Annotated in this window: 20 protein-coding genes; 18 read left to right on the forward strand and 2 right to left on the reverse strand. The window is 45.5% G+C overall.

What is annotated here, in order from left to right; translation table 11 throughout:
- Positions 1 to 77 precede the first annotated feature (77 nt).
- The gene (locus M1K58_RS20575; RefSeq protein WP_256760765.1) at positions 78 to 1,220 is read left to right on the forward strand and encodes a hypothetical protein; all 1,143 of its coding nucleotides are present in this window, start codon (positions 78 to 80) and stop codon (positions 1,218 to 1,220) included.
- A 120-nt stretch (positions 1,221 to 1,340) separates the two neighbouring features.
- Positions 1,341 to 2,126 carry a tRNA (guanosine(46)-N7)-methyltransferase TrmB gene (trmB, locus tag M1K58_RS20580; protein ID WP_256760992.1) on the forward strand — a complete coding sequence of 262 codons (786 nt, stop codon included), beginning with the start codon at positions 1,341 to 1,343 and terminating at the stop codon, positions 2,124 to 2,126.
- A gap of 59 nt (positions 2,127 to 2,185) precedes the next feature.
- On the opposite strand, the gene M1K58_RS20585 is transcribed toward trmB, so the two are convergent.
- Positions 2,186 to 2,710 carry a phosphatase PAP2 family protein gene (locus tag M1K58_RS20585; RefSeq protein ID WP_256760766.1) on the reverse strand — a complete coding sequence of 175 codons (525 nt, stop codon included), beginning with the start codon at positions 2,708 to 2,710 and terminating at the stop codon, positions 2,186 to 2,188.
- 544 nt (positions 2,711 to 3,254) lie between these two features.
- On the opposite strand from M1K58_RS20585, the gene M1K58_RS20590 reads away from it, so the two are divergent.
- The 6 genes from M1K58_RS20590 (at position 3,255) to M1K58_RS20615 (ending at position 8,107) form a co-directional block, all read left to right on the forward strand.
- Entirely contained in the window at positions 3,255 to 4,493 is a 1,239-nt protein-coding gene (locus tag M1K58_RS20590; RefSeq protein ID WP_256760767.1) for a glycosyltransferase family 2 protein, read from the forward strand.
- Positions 4,494 to 4,807: 314 nt separating this feature from the next.
- On the forward strand, positions 4,808 to 5,383 hold the full coding sequence (gene infC, locus M1K58_RS20595; RefSeq protein WP_256760768.1) for a translation initiation factor IF-3: 576 nt from the start codon (positions 4,808 to 4,810) through the stop codon (positions 5,381 to 5,383).
- 16 nt (positions 5,384 to 5,399) lie between these two features.
- On the forward strand, positions 5,400 to 5,600 hold the full coding sequence (gene rpmI, locus M1K58_RS20600) for a 50S ribosomal protein L35 (RefSeq protein WP_144704106.1): 201 nt from the start codon (positions 5,400 to 5,402) through the stop codon (positions 5,598 to 5,600).
- A gap of 35 nt (positions 5,601 to 5,635) precedes the next feature.
- On the forward strand, positions 5,636 to 5,995 hold the full coding sequence (rplT, locus tag M1K58_RS20605; RefSeq protein ID WP_256760769.1) for a 50S ribosomal protein L20: 360 nt from the start codon (positions 5,636 to 5,638) through the stop codon (positions 5,993 to 5,995).
- 359 nt (positions 5,996 to 6,354) lie between these two features.
- On the forward strand, positions 6,355 to 7,686 hold the full coding sequence (locus M1K58_RS20610; RefSeq protein WP_256760770.1) for an ABC transporter substrate-binding protein: 1,332 nt from the start codon (positions 6,355 to 6,357) through the stop codon (positions 7,684 to 7,686).
- A gap of 151 nt (positions 7,687 to 7,837) precedes the next feature.
- Positions 7,838 to 8,107 carry a hypothetical protein gene (locus M1K58_RS20615; RefSeq protein WP_256760771.1) on the forward strand — a complete coding sequence of 90 codons (270 nt, stop codon included), beginning with the start codon at positions 7,838 to 7,840 and terminating at the stop codon, positions 8,105 to 8,107.
- Between the two features lie 65 nt (positions 8,108 to 8,172).
- Here M1K58_RS20615 and M1K58_RS20620 read toward each other — a convergent pair whose 3' ends face one another.
- Positions 8,173 to 8,643: a GNAT family N-acetyltransferase gene (locus M1K58_RS20620; RefSeq protein ID WP_256760772.1), complete on the reverse strand. Its 471-nt coding sequence runs from the start codon at positions 8,641 to 8,643 to the stop codon at positions 8,173 to 8,175.
- Between the two features lie 546 nt (positions 8,644 to 9,189).
- Between M1K58_RS20620 and ilvB the strand changes: the two genes are divergently transcribed.
- From ilvB to M1K58_RS20670, 10 genes are all read left to right on the forward strand, one after another.
- Positions 9,190 to 10,935, forward strand: coding sequence for a biosynthetic-type acetolactate synthase large subunit (gene ilvB / locus M1K58_RS20625; RefSeq protein ID WP_256760773.1), 1,746 nt, complete (start codon positions 9,190 to 9,192; stop codon positions 10,933 to 10,935).
- Positions 10,932 to 11,417, forward strand: a complete 486-nt coding sequence (gene ilvN, locus M1K58_RS20630) for an acetolactate synthase small subunit (RefSeq protein WP_256760774.1) — start codon at positions 10,932 to 10,934, stop codon at positions 11,415 to 11,417. Before ilvB ends, ilvN begins: the two co-directional genes overlap by 4 nt.
- A gap of 138 nt (positions 11,418 to 11,555) precedes the next feature.
- Complete coding sequence (ilvC, locus tag M1K58_RS20635) at positions 11,556 to 12,548, forward strand: ketol-acid reductoisomerase (RefSeq protein ID WP_256760775.1); 993 nt, start codon at positions 11,556 to 11,558, stop codon at positions 12,546 to 12,548.
- A 179-nt stretch (positions 12,549 to 12,727) separates the two neighbouring features.
- Positions 12,728 to 14,278 (forward strand): 2-isopropylmalate synthase, encoded by a 1,551-nt coding sequence (locus M1K58_RS20640; RefSeq protein ID WP_256760776.1) that lies wholly within the window; start codon positions 12,728 to 12,730, stop codon positions 14,276 to 14,278.
- Between the two features lie 24 nt (positions 14,279 to 14,302).
- Positions 14,303 to 15,505 carry an aminotransferase-like domain-containing protein gene (locus M1K58_RS20645; protein ID WP_256760777.1) on the forward strand — a complete coding sequence of 401 codons (1,203 nt, stop codon included), beginning with the start codon at positions 14,303 to 14,305 and terminating at the stop codon, positions 15,503 to 15,505.
- Positions 15,506 to 15,691: 186 nt separating this feature from the next.
- Positions 15,692 to 16,771, forward strand: a complete 1,080-nt coding sequence (gene leuB, locus M1K58_RS20650) for a 3-isopropylmalate dehydrogenase (protein WP_256760778.1) — start codon at positions 15,692 to 15,694, stop codon at positions 16,769 to 16,771.
- A gap of 140 nt (positions 16,772 to 16,911) precedes the next feature.
- A complete protein-coding gene (locus M1K58_RS20655) occupies positions 16,912 to 17,457 on the forward strand; it encodes a peroxiredoxin (RefSeq protein ID WP_256760779.1) in 546 nt (181 codons plus the stop codon).
- Positions 17,458 to 17,608: 151 nt separating this feature from the next.
- Positions 17,609 to 18,034, forward strand: a complete 426-nt coding sequence (locus M1K58_RS20660) for a hypothetical protein (RefSeq protein ID WP_256760780.1) — start codon at positions 17,609 to 17,611, stop codon at positions 18,032 to 18,034.
- A 216-nt stretch (positions 18,035 to 18,250) separates the two neighbouring features.
- The gene (locus M1K58_RS20665) at positions 18,251 to 19,639 is read left to right on the forward strand and encodes an ATP-binding protein (RefSeq protein WP_256760781.1); all 1,389 of its coding nucleotides are present in this window, start codon (positions 18,251 to 18,253) and stop codon (positions 19,637 to 19,639) included.
- Positions 19,640 to 19,709: 70 nt separating this feature from the next.
- A complete protein-coding gene (locus tag M1K58_RS20670; protein ID WP_256760782.1) occupies positions 19,710 to 20,990 on the forward strand; it encodes an MFS transporter in 1,281 nt (426 codons plus the stop codon).
- The last annotated feature ends 5 nt before the right edge of the window (positions 20,991 to 20,995 follow it).

The following is a 20,995-nucleotide window of genomic DNA, read 5'->3' on the forward strand; positions in this document are numbered from 1 at the left end:
ACTAAGAGCACGTAATGATAAACAAAAACAAGACAGGCCAGCGGTCTGTCTTGTTTTAACAAAAAGGGGATCAAGTTATGCGTAAACGACTGACACTAATGTTGCTAACAGGTGTGCTTGGAGCAAGTATGATCGTGGCTGGGTGCTCGAGCAACAACAATAACAACATAGAGCAAAGCGCAACCGCGGCTTCGGATGCTACAGCTTCAAAGCTAGCTATAGAGATGGATCAATCCTCGTTGTCCGTAGTGACATGGAAAATGGACAATTCCCATGTTGTACCTGTCAAAGGGAAGGTGTTGTTTGATGGTAAGCCGGTTGTTGGGGCTGAAGTCGGAATAACAGGTAAGCGGATATTGACCACAGATGAGAATGGTGCATTTGAAATTCTGGTGGATCGGAGCCTGCCACAAAGCTTGCCGATTCAAATTAATAATGTAGAGAAGGCAACTATTGAAGGGAAAGCTTTAGGGAAAGTATCCAATGATGCTTTGGAATCTTCCGTTAGCCGTGTTGACATCTTCTATCCGATTCAAGTGACAGAAGTAAAAACGGATGCAGATAATCCTAATCAGGTGGAAGTGCATGCGCGCGCATTATTGGAAGTGGAGGACTCCTTTCCTCAAACCACACTTGATAAATATATGATCAAAGGAACAGTTAAAGATGCTAGTGAGGCTCCAGTAAAAGGGGCTATCGTCAGCTTCACTCGGGACAATGGAGAAGGCTGGTCCAAGTCCGAGCCAACGAATGATCAAGGGGAGTATATGCTGTATTATTCTCCTGAGGATGATGAAGACTTGTACTTGCAGGTTCATATTGGAGAAGTCGGCTATCAACTGCCAGAAGGTAGAGTTTATCGCTTTCCGGATGAAACCAGTGTAAATACAGATATTATTCTGCCCGCGACAGGGAATATCATTATTGATCATCCACCTACATTGGTAAGTAGTGCAGCTAAAGGTGCTTTGTATTGGTCTCGAGCGATCGGCGTATCTGTTGATCCATCTGTTCCTTATAGCATCTCTATGCCAAAGGAGGATGGTTCGTTCGTTCTGATAATGGACAAAGCGGAATGGGATAAAGCACCACAGTTTTATCAAACTGAAATTAGGCAGTTATCGGATACAGAAATTAAAGCGGGTGATTTCATTCCTTCGTCGAAGATCCCTGCTCCTAAGAAAAGTGATCCGGCTGGTATCGTTCCCCAAACTGCATAAATCTATCTGGAACAGTGAAAATCGGGAAGACTCCCTTTACAACTTGCAACACATTGGGGCAAAATAGGATTTATTGATGATAGGCAACGATGTGTTGCGGGAGGATATATAGGGATGAGTATGAGACTTCGTGGTAGAAAAAATATTCGAGAAAGCTTGGAGCAGCAGCCAGACCTGGTCGTACTGGAGCCCGAGCAATGGAAAGGTCGTTGGCACGAGTTTTTTGGTAACAATAACCCGATCCACATCGAATGCGGCATGGGCAAAGGTCAATTCATTAGTCGGATGAGTGGCAATAACCCAGAAACGAATTACATCGGGATGGATATTTACGATGAATTGTTGCGAAGAGGCTGTGAAAAGGCGCGCACTTTATGGAAAAGTGAAAAAGGTGTAGATGAAGTGCCCAATTTGGCACTTGTTCGTGGCAATGTAGAGTTTCTGGATAAAATGTTTGATCCTGGTGAGCTGGAGCGCATTTATTTGAACTTTAGTGACCCGTGGCCGAAGTCGAAGCATGGCAAACGGAGACTCACGCACCCTCGATTCTTAATGAAGTACAAGCAGGCGTTAAGTGATATCGGTGAAATTCATTTCAAGACGGACTCCCTAAGCTTGTTCGAATTTTCTCTGAACAGCTTTTCCGATATTGAGTACCAAATGCGTAACATCTCCTTAGATTTACATCGGCATGGTATTCGTGAGGATCTCGTACTGACGGAATATGAGACGAAGTTTGTTGGCAAGGGAATGCCCATTTACAGGCTCGAAGCTGTTATTGGAGAAAAGGTCCAACAGGAGCATAGACGTCTTGTGGCAGAGGACCTTGAGGAACAGTTCCGTAGAGGGACAACTAAGGATTATGAATCTGGCGAGGACTCTGAGTTAGATTCTGACGACGAATAAAGCAAACGGTCGTACCCGAGTGAGAGCCGGGTACGACCGTTTTTTATGTTTCTAGTGCATTAGAACCAGATGGAGAGCAGAAGGACCGTAGATGTTCCTAACATAGCCCCTGCAAGGGTATCGCTAGGGAAGTGAAGTCCGAAGTAAATACGCGATAAGGCAACTCCGATTCCGATGGGCAGAAGAACCGGGATGAGAATAGGTTCAACGAGCATCCAAGGTGTCAGCATCGCGAAGGCAGCAGTTGTATGACCAGAAGGAAATGAAGGATCCTTAAGGGGGCGACGATTCGTGTTGATCTTAGGGAAGACCTGGTAGGGCCGAAGCCGGGGTGCACTCTTTTTCGCGATGGCGACAGGGAGATGACTGACTATGATTGCGGTGAAAGCAAGCCAGCCTGTGTGACTCCAAGGCTCTGGAGCGAGTATACCCGCAGCAAGAGAAATACATAGACTGAATGTTGCTCCAGCTATAAGCGATAAGGTGTGAAAGAGCCAGTTCAAGGCGGAGCGGTTCCAACGAATGTTGACATGTAGGAATAATGGGCGTTCGACTTCCTGTAGCATACGGAATATTCGGCTCATACTTCCACCCCTTTTTTTTTGAGTAGGCTACCAGCCTCTCATGGACTGATTTTTCTCTTCCTAGATCTAGAATACAATAGTATTGTCACGCCAGTATTAATTGTGTGTGTGAATTACTGTGTTACAAACTACAAGGATTGGGCAAGCTTTTATGGAGATATTTGCATTGGCTATATGAGCCGAGCATAAGAATATCCGTGTCGAATATGAACTTGTTGTGATCAGCGTATAGGCCTCTAGATAGAAAACGAGCGGAAATCGATGGAAATCAGCGTTCAGACGTAGTAATTCCTGCTACATATGTAGCCTTGTTACTAAGATCGCTCCTCTTGGCTGTAAAGCGGCCAATTTGGGTACAATACCCTTTTGACAAATAGGTTTAAACAGAAGAGAATCAAGAAGGTCATTTTCGGAGGGGGACTTACTAAAATAAGAAGAATGAATTAGAAAAACAGACAGAGAAAACAGAGAGAAAAAACAGACAGAGAAAACAGAGAGAAAAAACAGAGAAAAAGAAAAAGGGATCTAGGGGGTACAACTGAATATGTTTAACAATCTGCTTCTAGTTGTTCAAGGGCTTGCTGCCGCAATCGGAGTGTATCAAATCATTCTGTCGTTTTTCGGCTGGTATCGCAGGAAAGAACGGTTAACACACAAGCCGACCAAGTCATTTGCGTTGCTCGTGGCCGCTCACAATGAGGAAGCCGTCGTTGGGGCGCTCATTGAAAATTTGTTGAAAATGGATTATCCTCGCGAGCTGTTCGACATTTTCGTTATTTGTGATAACTGCACGGATAACACAGCAGCAATTACGCGCAAGTATGAGGGTGTACATGCTTTCGAGAGAACTAACCCGAACGAACGTGGCAAAGGGTTTGCGATCGAATGGATGCTTAAGGAATTGTGGAAGCATCCGAGACAATACGATTCAATCGTTATGTTCGATGCCGACAATCTTGTGGCAACGAACTTCCTTCAATATATGAATGAGGATCTTTGCAACGGACATCGTGTTATTCAGGGGTACCTGGATACGAAAAATCCACACGATTCTTGGATCAGTGCGGCGAACGGGATTACTTATTGGTTCTGTAATCGTCTATGGCAATTACCTCGCTATAACCTGAAGCTATCTAACTTTCTTGGAGGCACAGGAATGTGCTTCGAAACAAAGCTGCTAAAGGATATGGGCTGGGGTGCAACGAGCTTAGTTGAAGATTTGGAATTTACAGTTCGTTGTATTCAAAGAGGAATCTACCCTAAATTTAATTATGATGCACGAGTATATGATGAGAAGCCAATTACTTTCAGAGCTTCAGCTCGTCAACGTCTTCGTTGGATGCAGGGACATTTCGACGTGTCGCGTCGTTACATGCTTCCTCTATTATGGCAAGGAATTAGGGAACGTAGTCTGGTGAAGATTGATGCAGCGCTGTATATTTTTAACGCGTTTATTTATCTTCTAGGGTTCCTGATAACGATGGCGCTCTGGTTTGATGTGATGCTACCGGGAGATCCCCATCTGACATCGATCTATGCGAAGATGCCGTTAGGCTTGTCGCTGTCGATCGTGCTCTACGGTTATCTGCAATGTCCAATTGCTATGCTTATGGAGAGAGTACATTGGAAAATGTACTTGAAGCTACTGTTATTCCCTGTGTTCTTCTTGTCCTGGTGGCCAATTGCGTTCTATGCCTTCTTCACACAGAACAACAAAACTTGGAGTCACACTGAGCATACACGAGTCATACGGTTAGAAGAAGTACAAGGTAAACAAATGTAAGTCCCTATTCGCAGTTCACAAGCCGGACCGGACTCAAGTCTTAGGACATGAGGTCGGTCCGGCTTGTGTACAAGTGTCGATGCCTAGGAGATCTTTCAGATCTTTTTGTAAAATGAATTTGACATTATAGAAGGAACATGATATATTGGTCGTCGTGACTGATTCATGAAAATTATTCAGCACGCACAAGCAGAAGCACCCGCTTCTCACCTGATCGGCTTTGGCTGATGGGTATGCGTAGCCGACGATACGGGGATACAGGAAGCTTCGGTTTCCAGATATGACCGATAACGTTAGGACTAGGATGCGGGTCAATGCGACTCGTATTTTTTTGTTTTCAACAAACACTCGGCATTCTATTTCGGAGGTGGAACATTATTAGCAAGGATCATCAACTCAACGAGGAAATCCGGGCGAAGGAAGTCCGACTGGTCGGCCCTGAAGGCGAACAAATCGGCATCAAACCTTTTCGTGAAGCTATGCAGATGGCCATTGACGCGAATCTTGATCTAGTTAACGTAGCGCCGCAGGCTAAACCGCCTGTATGTCGCATCATGGACTATGGCAAATTCCGTTATGAGCAGCAGAAGAAGGATAAGGAAGCTCGGAAGAATCAAAAAATTGTCGACCTCAAAGAAGTTTGGTTTCGTGCAAACATTGAAGAGAATGACTACCAAACGAAGTTTCGCAATGTTGTGAAATTTTTGAATGACGGCGATAAAGTGAAATGCTCCGTGCGGTTCCGCGGTCGCGAAATTACGCATGCCAAGCTCGGACAGAAGATCTTGGAACGAGTGGCAAATGAAGTAGCAGAAATTTGTGTAGTAGAGCGCATGCCTAAGCTGGAAGGCCGCAGCATGATTATGATTTTGGCTCCGAAAGCCCACTGACAGGAGGATACAATTCATGCCTAAAATGAAAACACATAGCAGCTTGAAAGATCGTTTCAAAATTACTGGAACTGGTAAAGTCAAGCGCTTCAAAGCTTACAAAAACCACTTGCTCTCCCACAAATCGGGACGTGCAAAACGTGTATTAGGTACTCAACCGCTGGTAGCTCAAGGCGATGTTCGCCGTATGCAGCAACAGCTTGCAAACTTGAAATAAATCGTCATATGAACACTTCCGGGAGGTAATGAATCATGGCAAGAGTCAAGGGCGGATTCGTAACGCGCCGTCGTCGCAATAGAATGTTGAAGTTAGCAAAAGGTTACTGGGGCGCGAAACATCGCCTGTTTAAGAAAGCTAAAGAGCAAGTAATGAAATCCCTTATGTACGCATACCGTGACCGTCGTCAGACGAAACGGAACTTCCGCAAATTGTGGATCGTGCGTATTAACGCTGCAGCTCGCCAAAATGGCTTGACTTACAGCAAAATGATGCACGGCCTGAAATTGGCTGGCATTGAAGTAAACCGCAAAATCCTTGCTGACTTAGCAGTTAACGATATCAATGCGTTCAACTCGCTAGCTGGCGCTGCAAAAGCTAAAATTAACGCTTAATTGTTAATGATAGAGCCACATCTTCATTCCACTCTTTATTGAGTGGCTGAAGGTGTGGTTTTTTTATGTTGATGTTCTTTTATTTTAATTAGCCATCAGAGGTAAATTATCTAATAAATGTAAAAAAATACTCAACAAAATGATATAATCAAAAAGGTTGTAAAACGTTTTCATGAGAAAGGTGGTGAAAATTATGTGTGCTTACGAGGAATTGACCAATGTGCGGAAACCACCGTTAGCAGCAGGCTGTGATAAGGCTTTGCGCACTCGCTTAGTCACCCAAAATTTTATTTATGTACATAAGGTCGATAGCTCTCGATACCTTCCTCTAATATCTACTGGAAATGAGGAGCAGAGCAATGAAGAAGCTTAGGATATTTGCGGTCATGCTTCTGCTCGCTACTCTGCTTGTCGGATGCTCAGGCGGTGACGAGACAATTGAGTCGGGCAATTTTAAGCTGCTTAGCAGCTTCGATAAAGCTTCCTTCGACATGTTTTACGGGGGCGGGCTGTACGAGCAGTCACACGCGGATGATGAAGTTACCTACGTGAATTCTTCCGAGCTTGTTGCTCCCGCGGATTGGGAAGGTTATCTTAAGTTACTCGACTCGGAGAAGCCTGATGTCATAGCAATAAGTAGCCTGTTCGATTATTACAAGTTGGTGTCCTCTGGGTTGCTATTAGATATGAATTCATTGACTCGAAAAGAGAAGCTTGATCTGAACGCTATTCAACCGTCAGTCTTGTCCTTGCTGAAGTATCCTGGGGAGCCAAACGAACTATATGGCTTATCACCTTTCTTTGATCCTTCAGCGTTGTATTATAACAAATCAATGTTCGACAAGTATGGGATCCCACTACCGAAGGATGGGATGACCTGGGGAGATATGCTGCAGTTGGCTTCGCGGTTTCCGAATAAAGCAGACGATGGTCGACAAATCTACGGCTATCATCATCGGGAATTTTCAACCCCTGGCTATTATTTAGATTATTTTTCCTCCATTGAGGGACTTTCCTTGTTCGAGGGAAATCGGCTGACGTTAGACAAGGCGGAGTGGCGTCCATTGCTGGAAAGACTTATTCAAGCTTTCTCTACCCAATCAATGTCTTTTGCGGCGAATGACGGAGAAGTACGTATGGGAGATACAGAAGCAAATGGGGAAACACCCTTCTTGGAAGGGCGGGTTGCCATGTTCTCTGCTCCAGCTGCGCTTATGGAGAAATTGGATCAGAATAATGCTCCATTCGAATGGGGCGTTGTATCACAGACGGTTTCTCTCGACCACAGAAAAAGCTGGCCTTATTATCCAAGTCCGATTTATGCCATTTATCGCGATGCTCGGAACACCGATGCGGCATGGAGATATGTGCATTACATGAACGAAACCCCTACGTTAAAGCTTTTGTCCAAATCGGTGCCTCAGCTCTCAAGCCACACGGATGTTGGAACAGAGAGGTATGGTCGTAGCCTGCAGCCGTTCTATGAAACGAAGGTTGTGCCACCCTCCATGGCTGCACTGGAAACCCCTTCCTTGATCCCGCCATTCTTTCTCTCGCAAACTCTGAACCCGATCATTAATCGCGAAGTCGCGGCCGCCTTGGACGGGCAGAAGAGCTTGGAAGAGATATTGCAGTCGATTCAACAGGAAGGACAGGCGGCATTTGATCTTGTGTTGTTCGAAGCAGAATAGCTGTCCCATTTTCTCGCTAACGGACAGAGGTACAAGCACGACACGCTCCTGGCACATAAGCTACAGGACAACGGAGATGACAATCTGAACAAGTGATGGATTGTTATTCCGCCGTTCGTATCTGATGGTGGTTGAGGAAGGAGTGTCAAATATGTCGCGTGTGACAAGCTCACAAGTGAGAAAACTCGTGGGTAAACAAATTTATGCGGTTCGTAAAGATGGATCTGTTGTATCTGGCAAGCTAGTTCGTATTCAAGGCAATCAACTGGTAGTAGAGCAGCCTAAAGGCAAAAAGGTACAAACAAAAGCATTTATACCTCTTGTCCTATTTGACTTACTTGCAGTCGATACCGAACCATTCGGCTTCGGTGGATTTGGCGGCTTTGATGGCTTTGGTGGTGGGTTCGGAGGCTGGTGGTAATCTGAACGATTGAATCTGCGGGTAAGTGAAAAGCGGACCGATCTGTGTAGATCGGTCCGCTTTTTTCAAGCTTCACCTTCATAAGGGGAGTAAGGCGCTAAAGATTTAGTTAACTCGATTACTTTTAATGGAGGAATCGATTGTAGGATATTATAACCGAGACGCAGATAAAACTTGAGTGCGCGGATATTATCCTCGTCTACAAATACATGAGACATCGTATAGCCCTTCTTGCGAGCATATTTTTCTGCCCGCTGCATGAGCTCGGATCCCCAATGCTTATTCTGATAACGAGAATGGACTGCTAATAAATCAATGAGTACTGTCTTATTGTGAAACTCCATATGCAAGAAGGCGATTGGTGATCTTCTCCGAGAGTCAGCGACGACCAAAGTTGCCCCTCTGCGAAGACGTTGGGTGATTTCATTACGTAGCTTACTATCTCCAGGATGCTGCCAGGGTGAAATTGGGACCAATTGTGTGCGAATAAGCTCAACAATACCGTTGTCGTCCCGTGGTTGTCTCCATCGAATCAAGTGGGGCGCCTCCCCGGTTCAAGTCATTAAGCACGGCCTAGTGCTTGGAAGAATTCTGATATTACAACGTATGAACAAGTCATTTGAACGGTAACGGCTAAGATGTGTATTGACGAATGGCTTGGCGAAGAATATAATAAATGCTAAATCGACTGAACAATAAATTGCTATGATGAGGAAAAAGCAATAGGGCTCTTATGCTCAGAGAGTGTCGGATTAGCTGCAACCGATACCTTAATCCCTGTTAGCGAAGTCTCCTCGGAGCTATTCCCCTGAACCGCCAATAAGGCACACTAGGGAGAATCGGAATGGCGCACGTTATTGCGCTTAAGGTATGAAGCATTCTAATCGAAGGCGCATACTTTATAAGGCCGTCACCGTGAGGTGTTCGGCAAACTCGGGTGGTACCGCGGAAGCAACAGCCTTTCGTCCCAAGACAGCCATTATTGGCGTTGGGATGGAAGGCTTTTTTTGTACAATTAAATGATGTAAGTACCGCCGACTAAGTGTCGGCGCAGCCGTATTACGTGTAAAGGAGGAAAAAGGATGAGTGCACAAGGAGTTACAATGAAATCGAAACAAGAATTGATTGAGAAGTGGAGTAAGCCGGAAGTACTCTCAGGATCTGAAATACTGCTACGCAGTTTGTTACTGGAGGGAGCAGAGTGCGTCTTTGGTTATCCAGGTGGCGCAGTATTGTTTATCTACGATGCGATGCACGGCTTTTCAGACTTCCAGCATCTTCTGACACGCCATGAGCAAGGAGCTATTCATGCAGCAGACGGTTATGCACGTTCTACCGGTAAGGTAGGCGTTTGTATAGCGACATCGGGACCGGGGGCAACGAACCTTGTCACGGGAATCGCAACTGCTTATATGGATTCGGTGCCACTAGTTGTCATTACGGGTAACGTAGCTACAACTTTGATCGGTACGGATGCTTTCCAAGAAGCAGATATCGTAGGCATTACGCTTCCAATTACTAAACATAGCTATCTCGTGCGCAAGGCAGAGGATCTGCCTCGCATCATCCACGAAGCTTTCCATATTGCTAATAGTGGGCGTAAGGGTCCAGTTCTTATCGATATACCGAAAGATGTATCTGCTGAGAAGACATTATTCCAGCCGGTTAATGAGGTGAACTTGCGTGGGTATAACCCAACTGTTCATCCGAATAAGAATCAAGTGGAAAAAATGATTCGTGCGATCGAGCAAGCGGAGAAGCCGGTTATTCTTGCTGGTGGAGGAGTTGTTTACTCAGGGGCTCACGAGGAGCTACTCGAATTCATTACGAAGACGGGCATTCCGACAACAACTACATTGCTAGGGTTGGGTGGTTTCCCAAGCGGACATGAATTGCATATGGGTATGCCAGGTATGCATGGAACATGGACAGCGAATACGTCTATCCAACAAGCCGATCTGCTTATTAACATTGGTGCACGGTTTGATGATCGTGTAACGGGTAAGCTGGCTGGCTTTGCACCGCATGCAAAGATTGTCCATATTGATATCGATCCAGCGGAAATTGGGAAGAACGTGCCTACGGACATTCCAATTGTGGGCGATGTGAAAGCGGCTCTTGAGCAAGCGAATGCGATTGCGAAGTATTCCAGTAAAGCGGATGCATGGCGCAAGCAAATTCAGGAGTGGAAGGCAGCGAAGCCTTTCAAATATATTGATTCGGATACGGAGTTAAAGCCGCAATGGGTCATCTCGATGATTCACGAAACAACAAACGGCGACGCTATCGTTACAACTGATGTAGGCCAACATCAAATGTGGGCTGCTCAATATTATCCGTTTAATAAACCACGTTCATGGGTAACTTCAGGTGGTCTAGGAACGATGGGCTTTGGTTTTCCATCGGCTATCGGGGCTCAAATGGGTAATCCCGGAAGAACGGTTGTTTCCATTAATGGGGATGGCGGCATGCAGATGTGTGCCCAGGAGCTTGCGATTTGCGCGATCAACAACATTCCGGTTAAAGTCGTCATCATCAACAATCAGGTGCTCGGAATGGTTCGTCAATGGCAGGAGCTGATTTACGACAATCGCTACAGCCACATTGATCTTGCTGGAAGCCCTGACTTCGTGAAGCTTGCAGAAGCCTATGGCGTTAAAGGCTATCGCGCGACAAACAAGGAGGATGCTCTCCGGGTTTGGAATGAAGCGTTGGCGCATCCTGGCCCAGCAGTCGTTGAATTCGTTGTTCGCAAATACGAGAACGTGTATCCTATGGTTACTCAAGGAAGCACGATCGATCAGATGATTATGGGGGATTCCGAATGAACCGTAAACATACGATAGCGATACTTGTTAACGACCAGCCGGGCGTGCTGCAACGGGTTTCAGGCCTGTTCGGCCGCCGTGGCTTCAACATTGATAGCATTACAGTAGGTTCCTCCGAAGAACCAGGTTTGTCCCGTATGGTCATCGTCACGACTGGCGATGATCATACGCTGGAGCAAATTCAGAAGCAATTGTACAAGCTCATCGACGTGATAAAGGTCATTGATGTGAGTGGAAATCCGATGGTTGGCCGAGAGCTTGGCCTGATCAAAATCGGAGCAGAGCCTTCCTCGAGACCAGAAATTCTGGGTATCGTAGAAACGTTCCGCGCTGCGGTAGTTGACATTGGTCCTTCAACTTTGATTGTTCAGGTTGTCGGCGATTCAGAGAAGATTGATGCTATGATAGAGCTATTGAAGCCTTATGGTATTCGCGAGCTTTCGCGGACAGGAATAACAGCGCTGAACAGAGGCGTTAGATAGTTAAGAGTTAGTCATTGCACTTACCCGCTCGGAGCGGGTGTTCGAGGGGAGAATATCCATCCTCCATTCTCCTTTGGAACGCCCGCTTCGAGGGTCGACAAAATATCATATTTAATTATTTTAAGGAGGAACAATCTAATGGCAGTTAATTTATTTCATGAGAAAGACGCTGATCTAGGCGTTCTTAAAGGCAAAACAATCGCGGTAATCGGTTACGGTAGCCAAGGTCATGCGCAAGCGCAAAACCTTCGCGACAGTGGTTTGAATGTTATTATCGGTCTTCGCAATGGTAAATCTGCGGACAGCGCTCGTAATGATGGCTTCGAGGTACTTTCCGTTGCTGATGCTACTCGTAAAGCAGACGTTGTTCAAATCCTTATGCCGGATGAGACGCAAGCTAGCGTTTACAAGAACGAAATCGAGCCGAACCTGAAAAAAGGCGCAGCTCTTATGTTCTCCCACGGCTTTAACGTACATTTTGGTCAAATCGTAGCTCCTGAGGATGCTGACGTTCTTCTAGTGGCTCCTAAATCCCCAGGTCACATGGTTCGTCGTACTTATGTTGAAGGTTTCGGCGTACCGGGACTTATCGCTATCCACCAGAATGGTACAGGCAAAGCATTCGAAATCGGTATGGCTTATGCTAAAGGTATCGGTTGTACTCGCGCGGGAGTTATCGAAACTTCCTTCCGTGAAGAAACTGAAACGGACTTGTTCGGTGAGCAAGCTGTTCTTTGTGGCGGTGCTACTGCACTTGTTAAAGCAGGTTTCGAAACGCTTGTTGAAGCAGGCTATGCTCCAGAAATGGCTTACTTCGAGTGCTTGCACGAGCTGAAGCTGATCGTTGATATGATGTACGAAGGTGGCTTGTCCTCCATGCGTAGCTCCATCTCCAATACAGCTGAGTACGGTGACTATGTTACCGGACCTCGTGTTGTAACTGACGAGACGAAGAAAGAAATGAAACGCGTGCTTGAAGATATCCAACAAGGTAAATTCGCTCGCGACTTTATCCTTGAGAACCAATCCGGACGCGCATTCCTTACAGCTACTCGCCGTAACGAAGCTGAGCACCCGATCGAAGTTGTCGGCGCTCAACTACGTGGTATGATGCACTGGATCAAAAAATAATACAAAAGCATGAGTATGAAGAAACCTCGACCCTCGGGCCGAGGTTTCTTTGTAAAATTTGTTCATTATTGCTCAGAGACTCGTCGTATTACACTTAAAACAGCTGGAGCGTTAAAGGCGCACTGTGATATAATCATATGAAATATTCAACAATGATTTAGGAGGTGGGGTGTCCCTTTATGCGTAAAATTTATATTTTCGATACAACACTCCGTGACGGAGAGCAGTCTCCTGGAGTTAACCTGAACACTCAGGAAAAGGTAGAAATTGCCCTGCAGCTTGAAAAGTTGGGCGTAGATCGAATTGAGGCAGGTTTTCCGGCAGCGTCACCTGGAGATTTGGCAGCGGTTAACGCAGTTGCTAAAGCCGTTAAGAACGCTACGATTATTGGTTTGGCGCGCTCGCGCGAGCCAGATATCGATGCGGTTAAGGAAGCTCTTAAAGGTGCGCAGGACCCAGGTATTCACCTGTTCTTGGCGACTTCACCGATCCATCGTAAGCACAAGCTGCGTATGGAGAAGGAGCAAGTTCTTGAAGCGGCGGATCGAGCGATTCGTTATGCTAAGCAATATTTTGATAAAGTTGAATTTTCCCCAGAAGATGCTGGACGTACTGAAATCGATTTTCTTTGCCAAGTCACTGAGATGGCGATTAATGCTGGAGCGACAGTTGTTAATATTCCCGACACAGTGGGCTATTTAACGCCACATGAGTTCGGTAACATCTTTAAAGTGTTGAAGGAAACCGTACCAGGCATTGAACGTATTCAATTGTCTGCGCATTGTCATGATGACCTTGGCATGGCGACAGCTAATGCATTGGCTGCGATCCTTAATGGCGCGGATCAGATTGAAGGTACAATTAACGGAATCGGTGAACGTGCGGGTAATACTTCCCTAGAGGAAGTTGCACTTACGCTTGCAACGCGTGCTGAATATTTCCAAGCGACAACAACGTTGAACCTGAAGGAAATTGCGCGTACAAGTCGATTGGTCAGCAAACTAACTGGGATGGTTGTACCAGGAAACAAAGCGATTGTTGGTGCGAATGCGTTTGCTCATGAATCCGGTATTCATCAAGATGGCATGCTGAAGGAAAAAACGACATACGAGATCATTTCTCCAGATACGATCGGCCTACGGGACAGCAAGCTAGTTCTAGGCAAGCACTCTGGACGTCATGCATTCCGTGAGAAGCTAATTGATCTTGGTTACGAGAAGCTGACAGAAGAGCAAGTGAACGCCGCATTTGGCAAGTTCAAGGACTTGGCAGATCGCAAGAAAAACGTAAGTGATGAGGATATTAGGGCGCTCCTCGAAGAGAAAATTGTGGAAACACCGGAAGTATTCGCATTAGAGCAATTAGTCGTAGCCTTCGATAGCCATGCCACTCCTACTGCTGTAGTTACGCTCAAAACAGTTAAAGGCATCGTGAAGCATGAGTCTGAAGGGAATGGATCGGTAGATGCGATCTATCAGGCCATTGATGCGCTTACCGGTGAGGTCGTCGAGCTTGATGATTATACGATCAAATCCGTAACGGATGGCACTGATGCACTAGGTGAGGTCCATGTTGTGCTTAAGCAAGGAGATTCATCTGCACAAGGCCGTGGGGTCAGTACAGATATTCTAGAAGCTAGTGCCCGAGCTTATGTAGACGCATTAAATCGCCTTATCGACAAGCGCAATGCTCCAACTCGCAATCGTCGCGACAACGTCACGTTGATCTAATAGCTCAGAAATGAGGAACATCGGATGAACTATCATTTTTCGAAGAGACTGGACACTTTCTCCTCCTCAGCCGTACGTGAAATTCTAAAGCTAACTCAGAAAAAATCAATTATTTCGTTCGCAGGGGGGCTACCCGCTGAGGAGCATTTTCCAGTTGCAGCAATTGGAGAAGCATTCGAACGAGTACTGGCTGCGGGTAATAAAGCACTCCAATATGGTTTGACGGAAGGGTACTTACCTTTACGTGAGAGCATCTGTAAGTGGATGGTGAATAAAGGTGTAACGGTCACGCCTGACGATATGCTATTGACTACCGGTTCGCAGCAAGCCATTGATCTGCTGACTCGGATTTATATCGATGCAGGTGACGTGATCCTCGTAGAGAGACCGACATATTTGTCGGCTTTACAAGTATTCCGTTCCTATGGCGCTACATTGGTTTCTGTAGATGCAGATGAGAATGGGATGAATCTGGATGACTTAGCCGCCAAGCTGAAGAAATATCGTCCGAAAATGGTGTATGTGATTCCCACGTTCTCCAATCCAACGGGTAAGGCATGGAGTATGGAGCGTCGTAAGGGAGTGCTTAAGCTCTGTAGGGAGAGCGAAAGTCTTATCCTTGAAGATGATCCGTATGGCGAGCTGAAATTTGGAGATGCTTCGGTAACTTATCCGTCGCTGTTTTCTTTAGATCAGCATCCTGGAGGATCTTGTGTCGTATACACGAGCACCTTCTCCAAGACCGTAGCACCAGCGTTGCGCACGGGCTGGGTCATGGCTGATTCAGAAATTATCCGTAACATGGCACGCGCTAAGCAAGCGGCTGATTTACATTCCAGCTCCCTTGACCAGCAGACACTATACCAATTGATGGAACACTTCGATCTTGATGGTCATATCGAATTCGTCCGCAAGGAATACGAGGCACGTATGCGCCAGATGGCAGAATTACTCCATGAGCAGCAGTGGCCAGGTGTGACATGGAATGAACCCAAAGGCGGTATGTTCTTCTGGTTGGAGCTTCCGGAGTCGATAGATACTGCGGAGCTACTCAAGACAGCTGTTGATCTTGGTGTTGCATTCGTCCCAGGAATTTCATTCTTCACGGATGATAGTGCGAAGAAAAATACGCTGCGCCTTAATTTTACGCATAACGATTTTGCTGGTACCGTAGAAGGAATGAAGCGGTTGAATCAAGCGATGCAAAGCGTCTTGGTAAAAGGTTAGGAACAAGCTTAGCTGAATGAGCGCGTACCGAGAGGTATGCGCTTTTTCTATGCGAGTAAATACCGATAGGTGATATCTATAGAAACGATAGTTTTTATCTATTTTGCCAATGGGGTCAAATGTACTACAATTGAGAGATAGTCTCAATGGACAAACTTATACCCAAAATTGGAGTGAATGATAACTATGTCAGAAGTTAAAAAAATCGCCGTTATCGCTGGTGACGGAATTGGTCCTGAAGTTGTTGCAGAAGCTGAAAAGGTACTAAAACGTTCGGAGGAATTGTTCGGCTATAAATTCGAGCTTGAGCACGGCTTGTTCGGCGGTATTGCTATCGACGAGAGAGGCACGCCTTTGCCGGAAGATACGCTTGAAATGTGTCGTAAAGCAGATGCTGTTCTTCTTGGTGCTGTAGGTGGACCGAAATGGGATAACAATTCGAAGGAGCTTCGCCCGGAAACTGGCTTGCTCGGAATTCGTAAAGCTTTAGGTCTATTCTCTAACATTCGTCCTGCAGTCGTATTTGATTGCCTTAAGGATGCTTCGACATTGAAGCCTGAAGTACTTGAAGGCACTGATCTTATTGTTGTTCGTGAGCTTACTGGCGGTATCTACTTCGGAGAGAAGTTCCGTCGTGAAGGGCCGCAAGGAGAAGAAGCAGTTGATACTTGTGTATATAACGTAACCGAAATCGAACGTATCGTTCGCCAAGCTTTCGAGGTTGCTCAGAAGCGCAGCAAACGTCTTGCGTCCGTTGATAAAGCGAACGTACTTGAAACTTCACGTCTGTGGAGAGAAACCGTTAACCGGATCGCTCCTGAATATGCGGATGTTGAAGTGGAGCACGTACTCGTGGATAACTGCGCTATGCAATTGCTACGTCGTCCTTCGAGCTTCGACGTAATCGTTACGGAAAATATGTTCGGAGATATTCTAAGTGATGAAGCAGCTATGTTGACAGGTTCAATCGGTATGCTGTCCTCTGCTTCCTTGGGCGAGGGTAGCTTTGGATTATACGAGCCGGTACACGGTTCCGCACCTGATATCGCCGGCCAAGGCATCTCGAATCCGATTGCTACAATCCTTTCAGTTGCCCTTATGTTCCGTCTGACATTTGGTTACGAGGAAGCGGCTACTGCGATTGAAACGGCTGTTAAGAACGTACTAGATGCTGGACATCGCACAGGCGATATCGCGGTAGATAAGAGCAAAGCAATTGGCACAACGGCTATGGGTGACTTAATCGTAGCAGCAATGACTCGCTAATTCGAAAATTGTTTATAATAATTCTAAAAAAGGAATTGTTATCATCTTGACTAGCTTGTCCTCGAATGTTAGGATTTTAAAGTGAGCAATACACAGAAAGCACTAGCAATAAGGCTGGGCTTGCAGGAGGTAATTTAAAGATGGCAGAGCGTTTAGTAGGTCGTCCGGCACCAGATTTCACAATGGATACAGCGACTGGCGATGGTAAAGATTTTGGTACAGTATCTCTTTCCGATTACAGAGGCAAATGGTTGGTATTTTTCTTCTATCCTCTAGACTTCACTTTCGTATGTCCTACAGAAATCACAGCACTTTCCGAAGCAACTAGCGTGTTCTCTGGCTTGAACACTGAAGTTCTTGGCGTTAGTATCGATAGCAAGCATAGCCACCGCGCTTGGATCAATACACCTAAGAACGACAACGGTCTTGGCCAATTGAACTTCCCACTTGCTGCTGATATTACGAAGCAAGTTGCTCGTGACTATGGCGTTCTTATCGAAGAAGAAGGAATTGCATTGCGCGGTTTGTTCATCATCGATCCAGAAGGCGAATTGAAATATCAAGTTGTTAACCATAATGATGTAGGCCGCAGTGTTGAAGAAACACTTCGCGTACTTCAAGCATTGCAATCCGGCGGATTGTGCCCGATGAACTGGAAAGCTGGCGACAAAAACCTAGTTGTGTAATCACAATTAACCCTATATATGAAAGCTCCTCGGAACATGGTTCCGAGGAGCTTTTTGCCCAAATGGAAATAAATGCAGCAGGAATTGCGTAGATGGATAGAGAATATAGTGAGAAGAATAAGGGTGATGCTGATTTGAAGGAGGGAAGGCGATGAGCTTTTGCTGTGGAGCCAGCATGATTGGAACAAAGGGAACATTAAAGCATGTTCGGACTCGGATTCATAACGTGCCGATCTTATTTTGTCCAGTATGTCATCGTATTGAAGTACATTACTTAGTGGAAAATGAATACGAAATATTAGCTGAGTATGCCCATGGGGACGGAGCATCAGAAGTCGACTTCCACGATTACGTAGATGAATCGGATAAAGCACTTCATGAGAATTGTGTAAACAATGAAGAGGAAGAGCCGATACAAATTGTACAAAATCAAATCGACATGTCACTTGATCTGCTTACGTTTGCCAAGGAAATAGGCGATAGTGAGTGGGAGCAGCAATTGAAGAAACGACTCATTACTTTAAGTCAAAGGCGCCATAAGTTAAAGTTAAAACGAACTCCAGGGGGAGCCATGTAAACACCTTCTGGTATCCTATAGAATTCTATCGGGGACTGCCCTTAAGTAGATCAATTCTGCTCAAGAGGGGGTCCTTTTTTTGCTGACTAGGAGGTGTCCCACAATTCGTCATTGCTCGACAACTTCTCCCGTTGACAGTGCTGCTAATTAATGGCTATGATTTGATTGATTTGAACTTTGATTTCGTTGCTGTTCTAGTGATGGGAGAGTGCTCGAATGGACAGCTGGAGAACACGATATTTTCCGATTCTTGCTGAATTTGTTCGAAGCAAGGGACATATTGTTCGTCTAGATGCTAAGGAGTTATGGCTTGAACTCAGGGAGTTGCCTACGGATGACATTCTTGAGCATCATGAAGAGAGTGTGAAATTTCTTCTTTCCTGTGCTGAACCCGAAGAACGGATATCATTAGTGCACCGTTCTCTCATGTTTATAACTGAGCTGCTTATTTCATTACGTCTTCCTGAAGGTGCTGCAGCAAGGGAAGAATCCGAAGTCGATCACCTACGTCTGAGTACGAGCGCGATTCACTTGGCACAGATGGAAGAGGAGTATCCGAATAAATTTGAAACCGTTCTCCAGCATCTGGATAGTGGCGTGGCCTTATTCGATAGCGCGGGCAACCTTCGATTCCTGAACGTTCAGATGTCGAGAATGCTCCAAGCTCCCCGTAGATCATTAATTGGGAGTACCCTATATCAGTTGTTTTTTCACGGGAATCTCAATCGATCTTATCGAAAAAGCTTTGTGCGGATATACAAGGATATGGTACGAAATCGTCGGTATAATGCTGAATTTCAAAGTGAGAATGGTCGATTTCTGCTTGTTACGATATCGCAGATTGAGGAACTGAATGGGGATTACTTGATCAGCGTTAAAGATGTGTCCGAGTACAAGCAAATCGAACAAGCTGCATTCCAGAATGATAAGCTCGCTATGCTTGGTAAAATTGCCGCAGCCATTGCACATGAAATTCGGAATCCGCTCACTTCAATTAGAGGTTTTATTCAATTAATTGCCCCGTATCTTAATGAGATTGGGAAGCAAGAATATGGTCGGATTATCCTCTCCGAGATTGATCGAGCCAACGATATTATTTATGAGTTTCTGAATTCCTCCAAACCCTCCGCTCCTATGAAACAGAAGGTTCTCGTAGGACTTTTGCTAAAGGAGACGATTCTGCTATCGGAAAGTGATGCACATATGAAAGGGTGCGAAATTCAGCATGAAATTTTTGATCCTTTTTTGACCGTTGCTGTTGATGTGAAGCAGATTAAACAAGTGCTACTTAATATTATTAATAATGCATTGGATGCCATATTTGAATTAAACGATGAACGAAAAGGTCGAATCGATATTTCTGCAAAACAAGAGGGCAAATATGCGTTAATCTCAATTAAGGACAATGGCAAAGGGATGCAGCGGACGACGTTAAATCGGTTGTTTGATCCCTTTTTTACGACGAAGATAGAAGGGACAGGCTTAGGGCTGTCCGTAAGCTATCGTATTATTTGTAATCATGGTGGGACGATTCATGTGGAGAGCCAATTAAATGAAGGAACAGAATTTATGATTTATTTGCCTTTTGTGGACTTGAAAGAGTAGAATCTGGGTTAAGTAACCAAAAAGTAATAAATGATATAAAGGGAACCAATACAACTTGGGGGAACATCATATGAGCAACTTGATCCGAGGAGTTAAGCAAACGCTAACAACCCGACAAATGGAGTCGGATAATCGGAGAGGCTTACGAATTTCGTTAATAGAGGGTATACCCGCGAATATATTAGCGAATTTGATAGGCGGTCCTTTGCAGACCGTCTATTTATCGTACTTGGGTTTTACAGCATTCCACATCGGGTTAGTATTGGCTATTCCTCCCTTTGCCCTACTCGTGCAGATTTTTATTGCGTTCGCCATGCAAACGTGGCAGAATCGTCGGTTTTTTGTTGCCTTGTTTGGTATTGTCCATCGAACGCTATGGGTAAGCACAGGACTCATTCCGCTAACGTTTACGGAGGATGCTTGGATTCCCGTATATATCGCGGTCTGGTTAAGCTGTATGATCTCCGGGCAAGCAGGTGGAGTAATCTGGACTTCCTTGATGGCCGATGTTGTACCACCTGCTGTTAGAGGAAAATACTTTGGGATACGTAATACAATTCACTGGGCAGTCGTCTGTATCACGTTGTTCGTGGGCGGCCAGATCATGGAGTGGTTTCCAGGGGTACATGGGTTTACTATCCTTTTCTCGATAAGCGCTGCTTGCGTTTTCTGGAATGGTTGGGCACTATCACGCTACCCGAATCCACCGTTCCAGCCTTCGGAGAGTGGAAGGTCCATGCGGATGTTTATTCGACCGTTCGCGGATCGGCGGTTCCTATCGGCGACATTGTTCATATCCCTGTTTATCCTTGTGCAGAATACGGTTATTCCGCTCTTCTCTTACGTTATGCTTGAGATCATTGATCTAAGTGCCAGCAGAGTAACCTTAATCATTATGCTGCAAAATTTGATTATGATGCTTAGCTATTATTATTGGGGTGTGCTGAATAGCAGATATTCAACGAGTACGTTGTTATTATGGACATTCCCGCTGATAGCGGCTTCCTGCGTGATGTGGGCGGGGATTGCAATTGTCCCTGTCATGCTTGTGCTAATTGTTGTTCATATTCTGCTAGGCTTCGGCGTGGCTGGCTATAACCTGCTTGTGTTCAACTTTCTAATTGGAGACTCTCCAAAATCGGAAAGACCGATGTATGTAGCGGTGTTCTCTGCACTTACAGGGATTGCAGGCTTCATTGGTCCGATTGCAGGTGGATGGCTGTACGATGAAATATCGACAGGTCCTTTATGGATACAGACTTACGGGGTGGCTACGATAGCTGGCGGTGTACTCTTGCTGTTATCGCTGGTGCTTGCTCCTTTTGTGTTCAAATCTCGAAGCTCCAAATAAGTATA

This window comes from Cohnella sp. WQ 127256, from assembly GCF_024519285.1.
Classification (GTDB): Bacteria; Bacillota; Bacilli; order Paenibacillales; family Paenibacillaceae; genus Cohnella.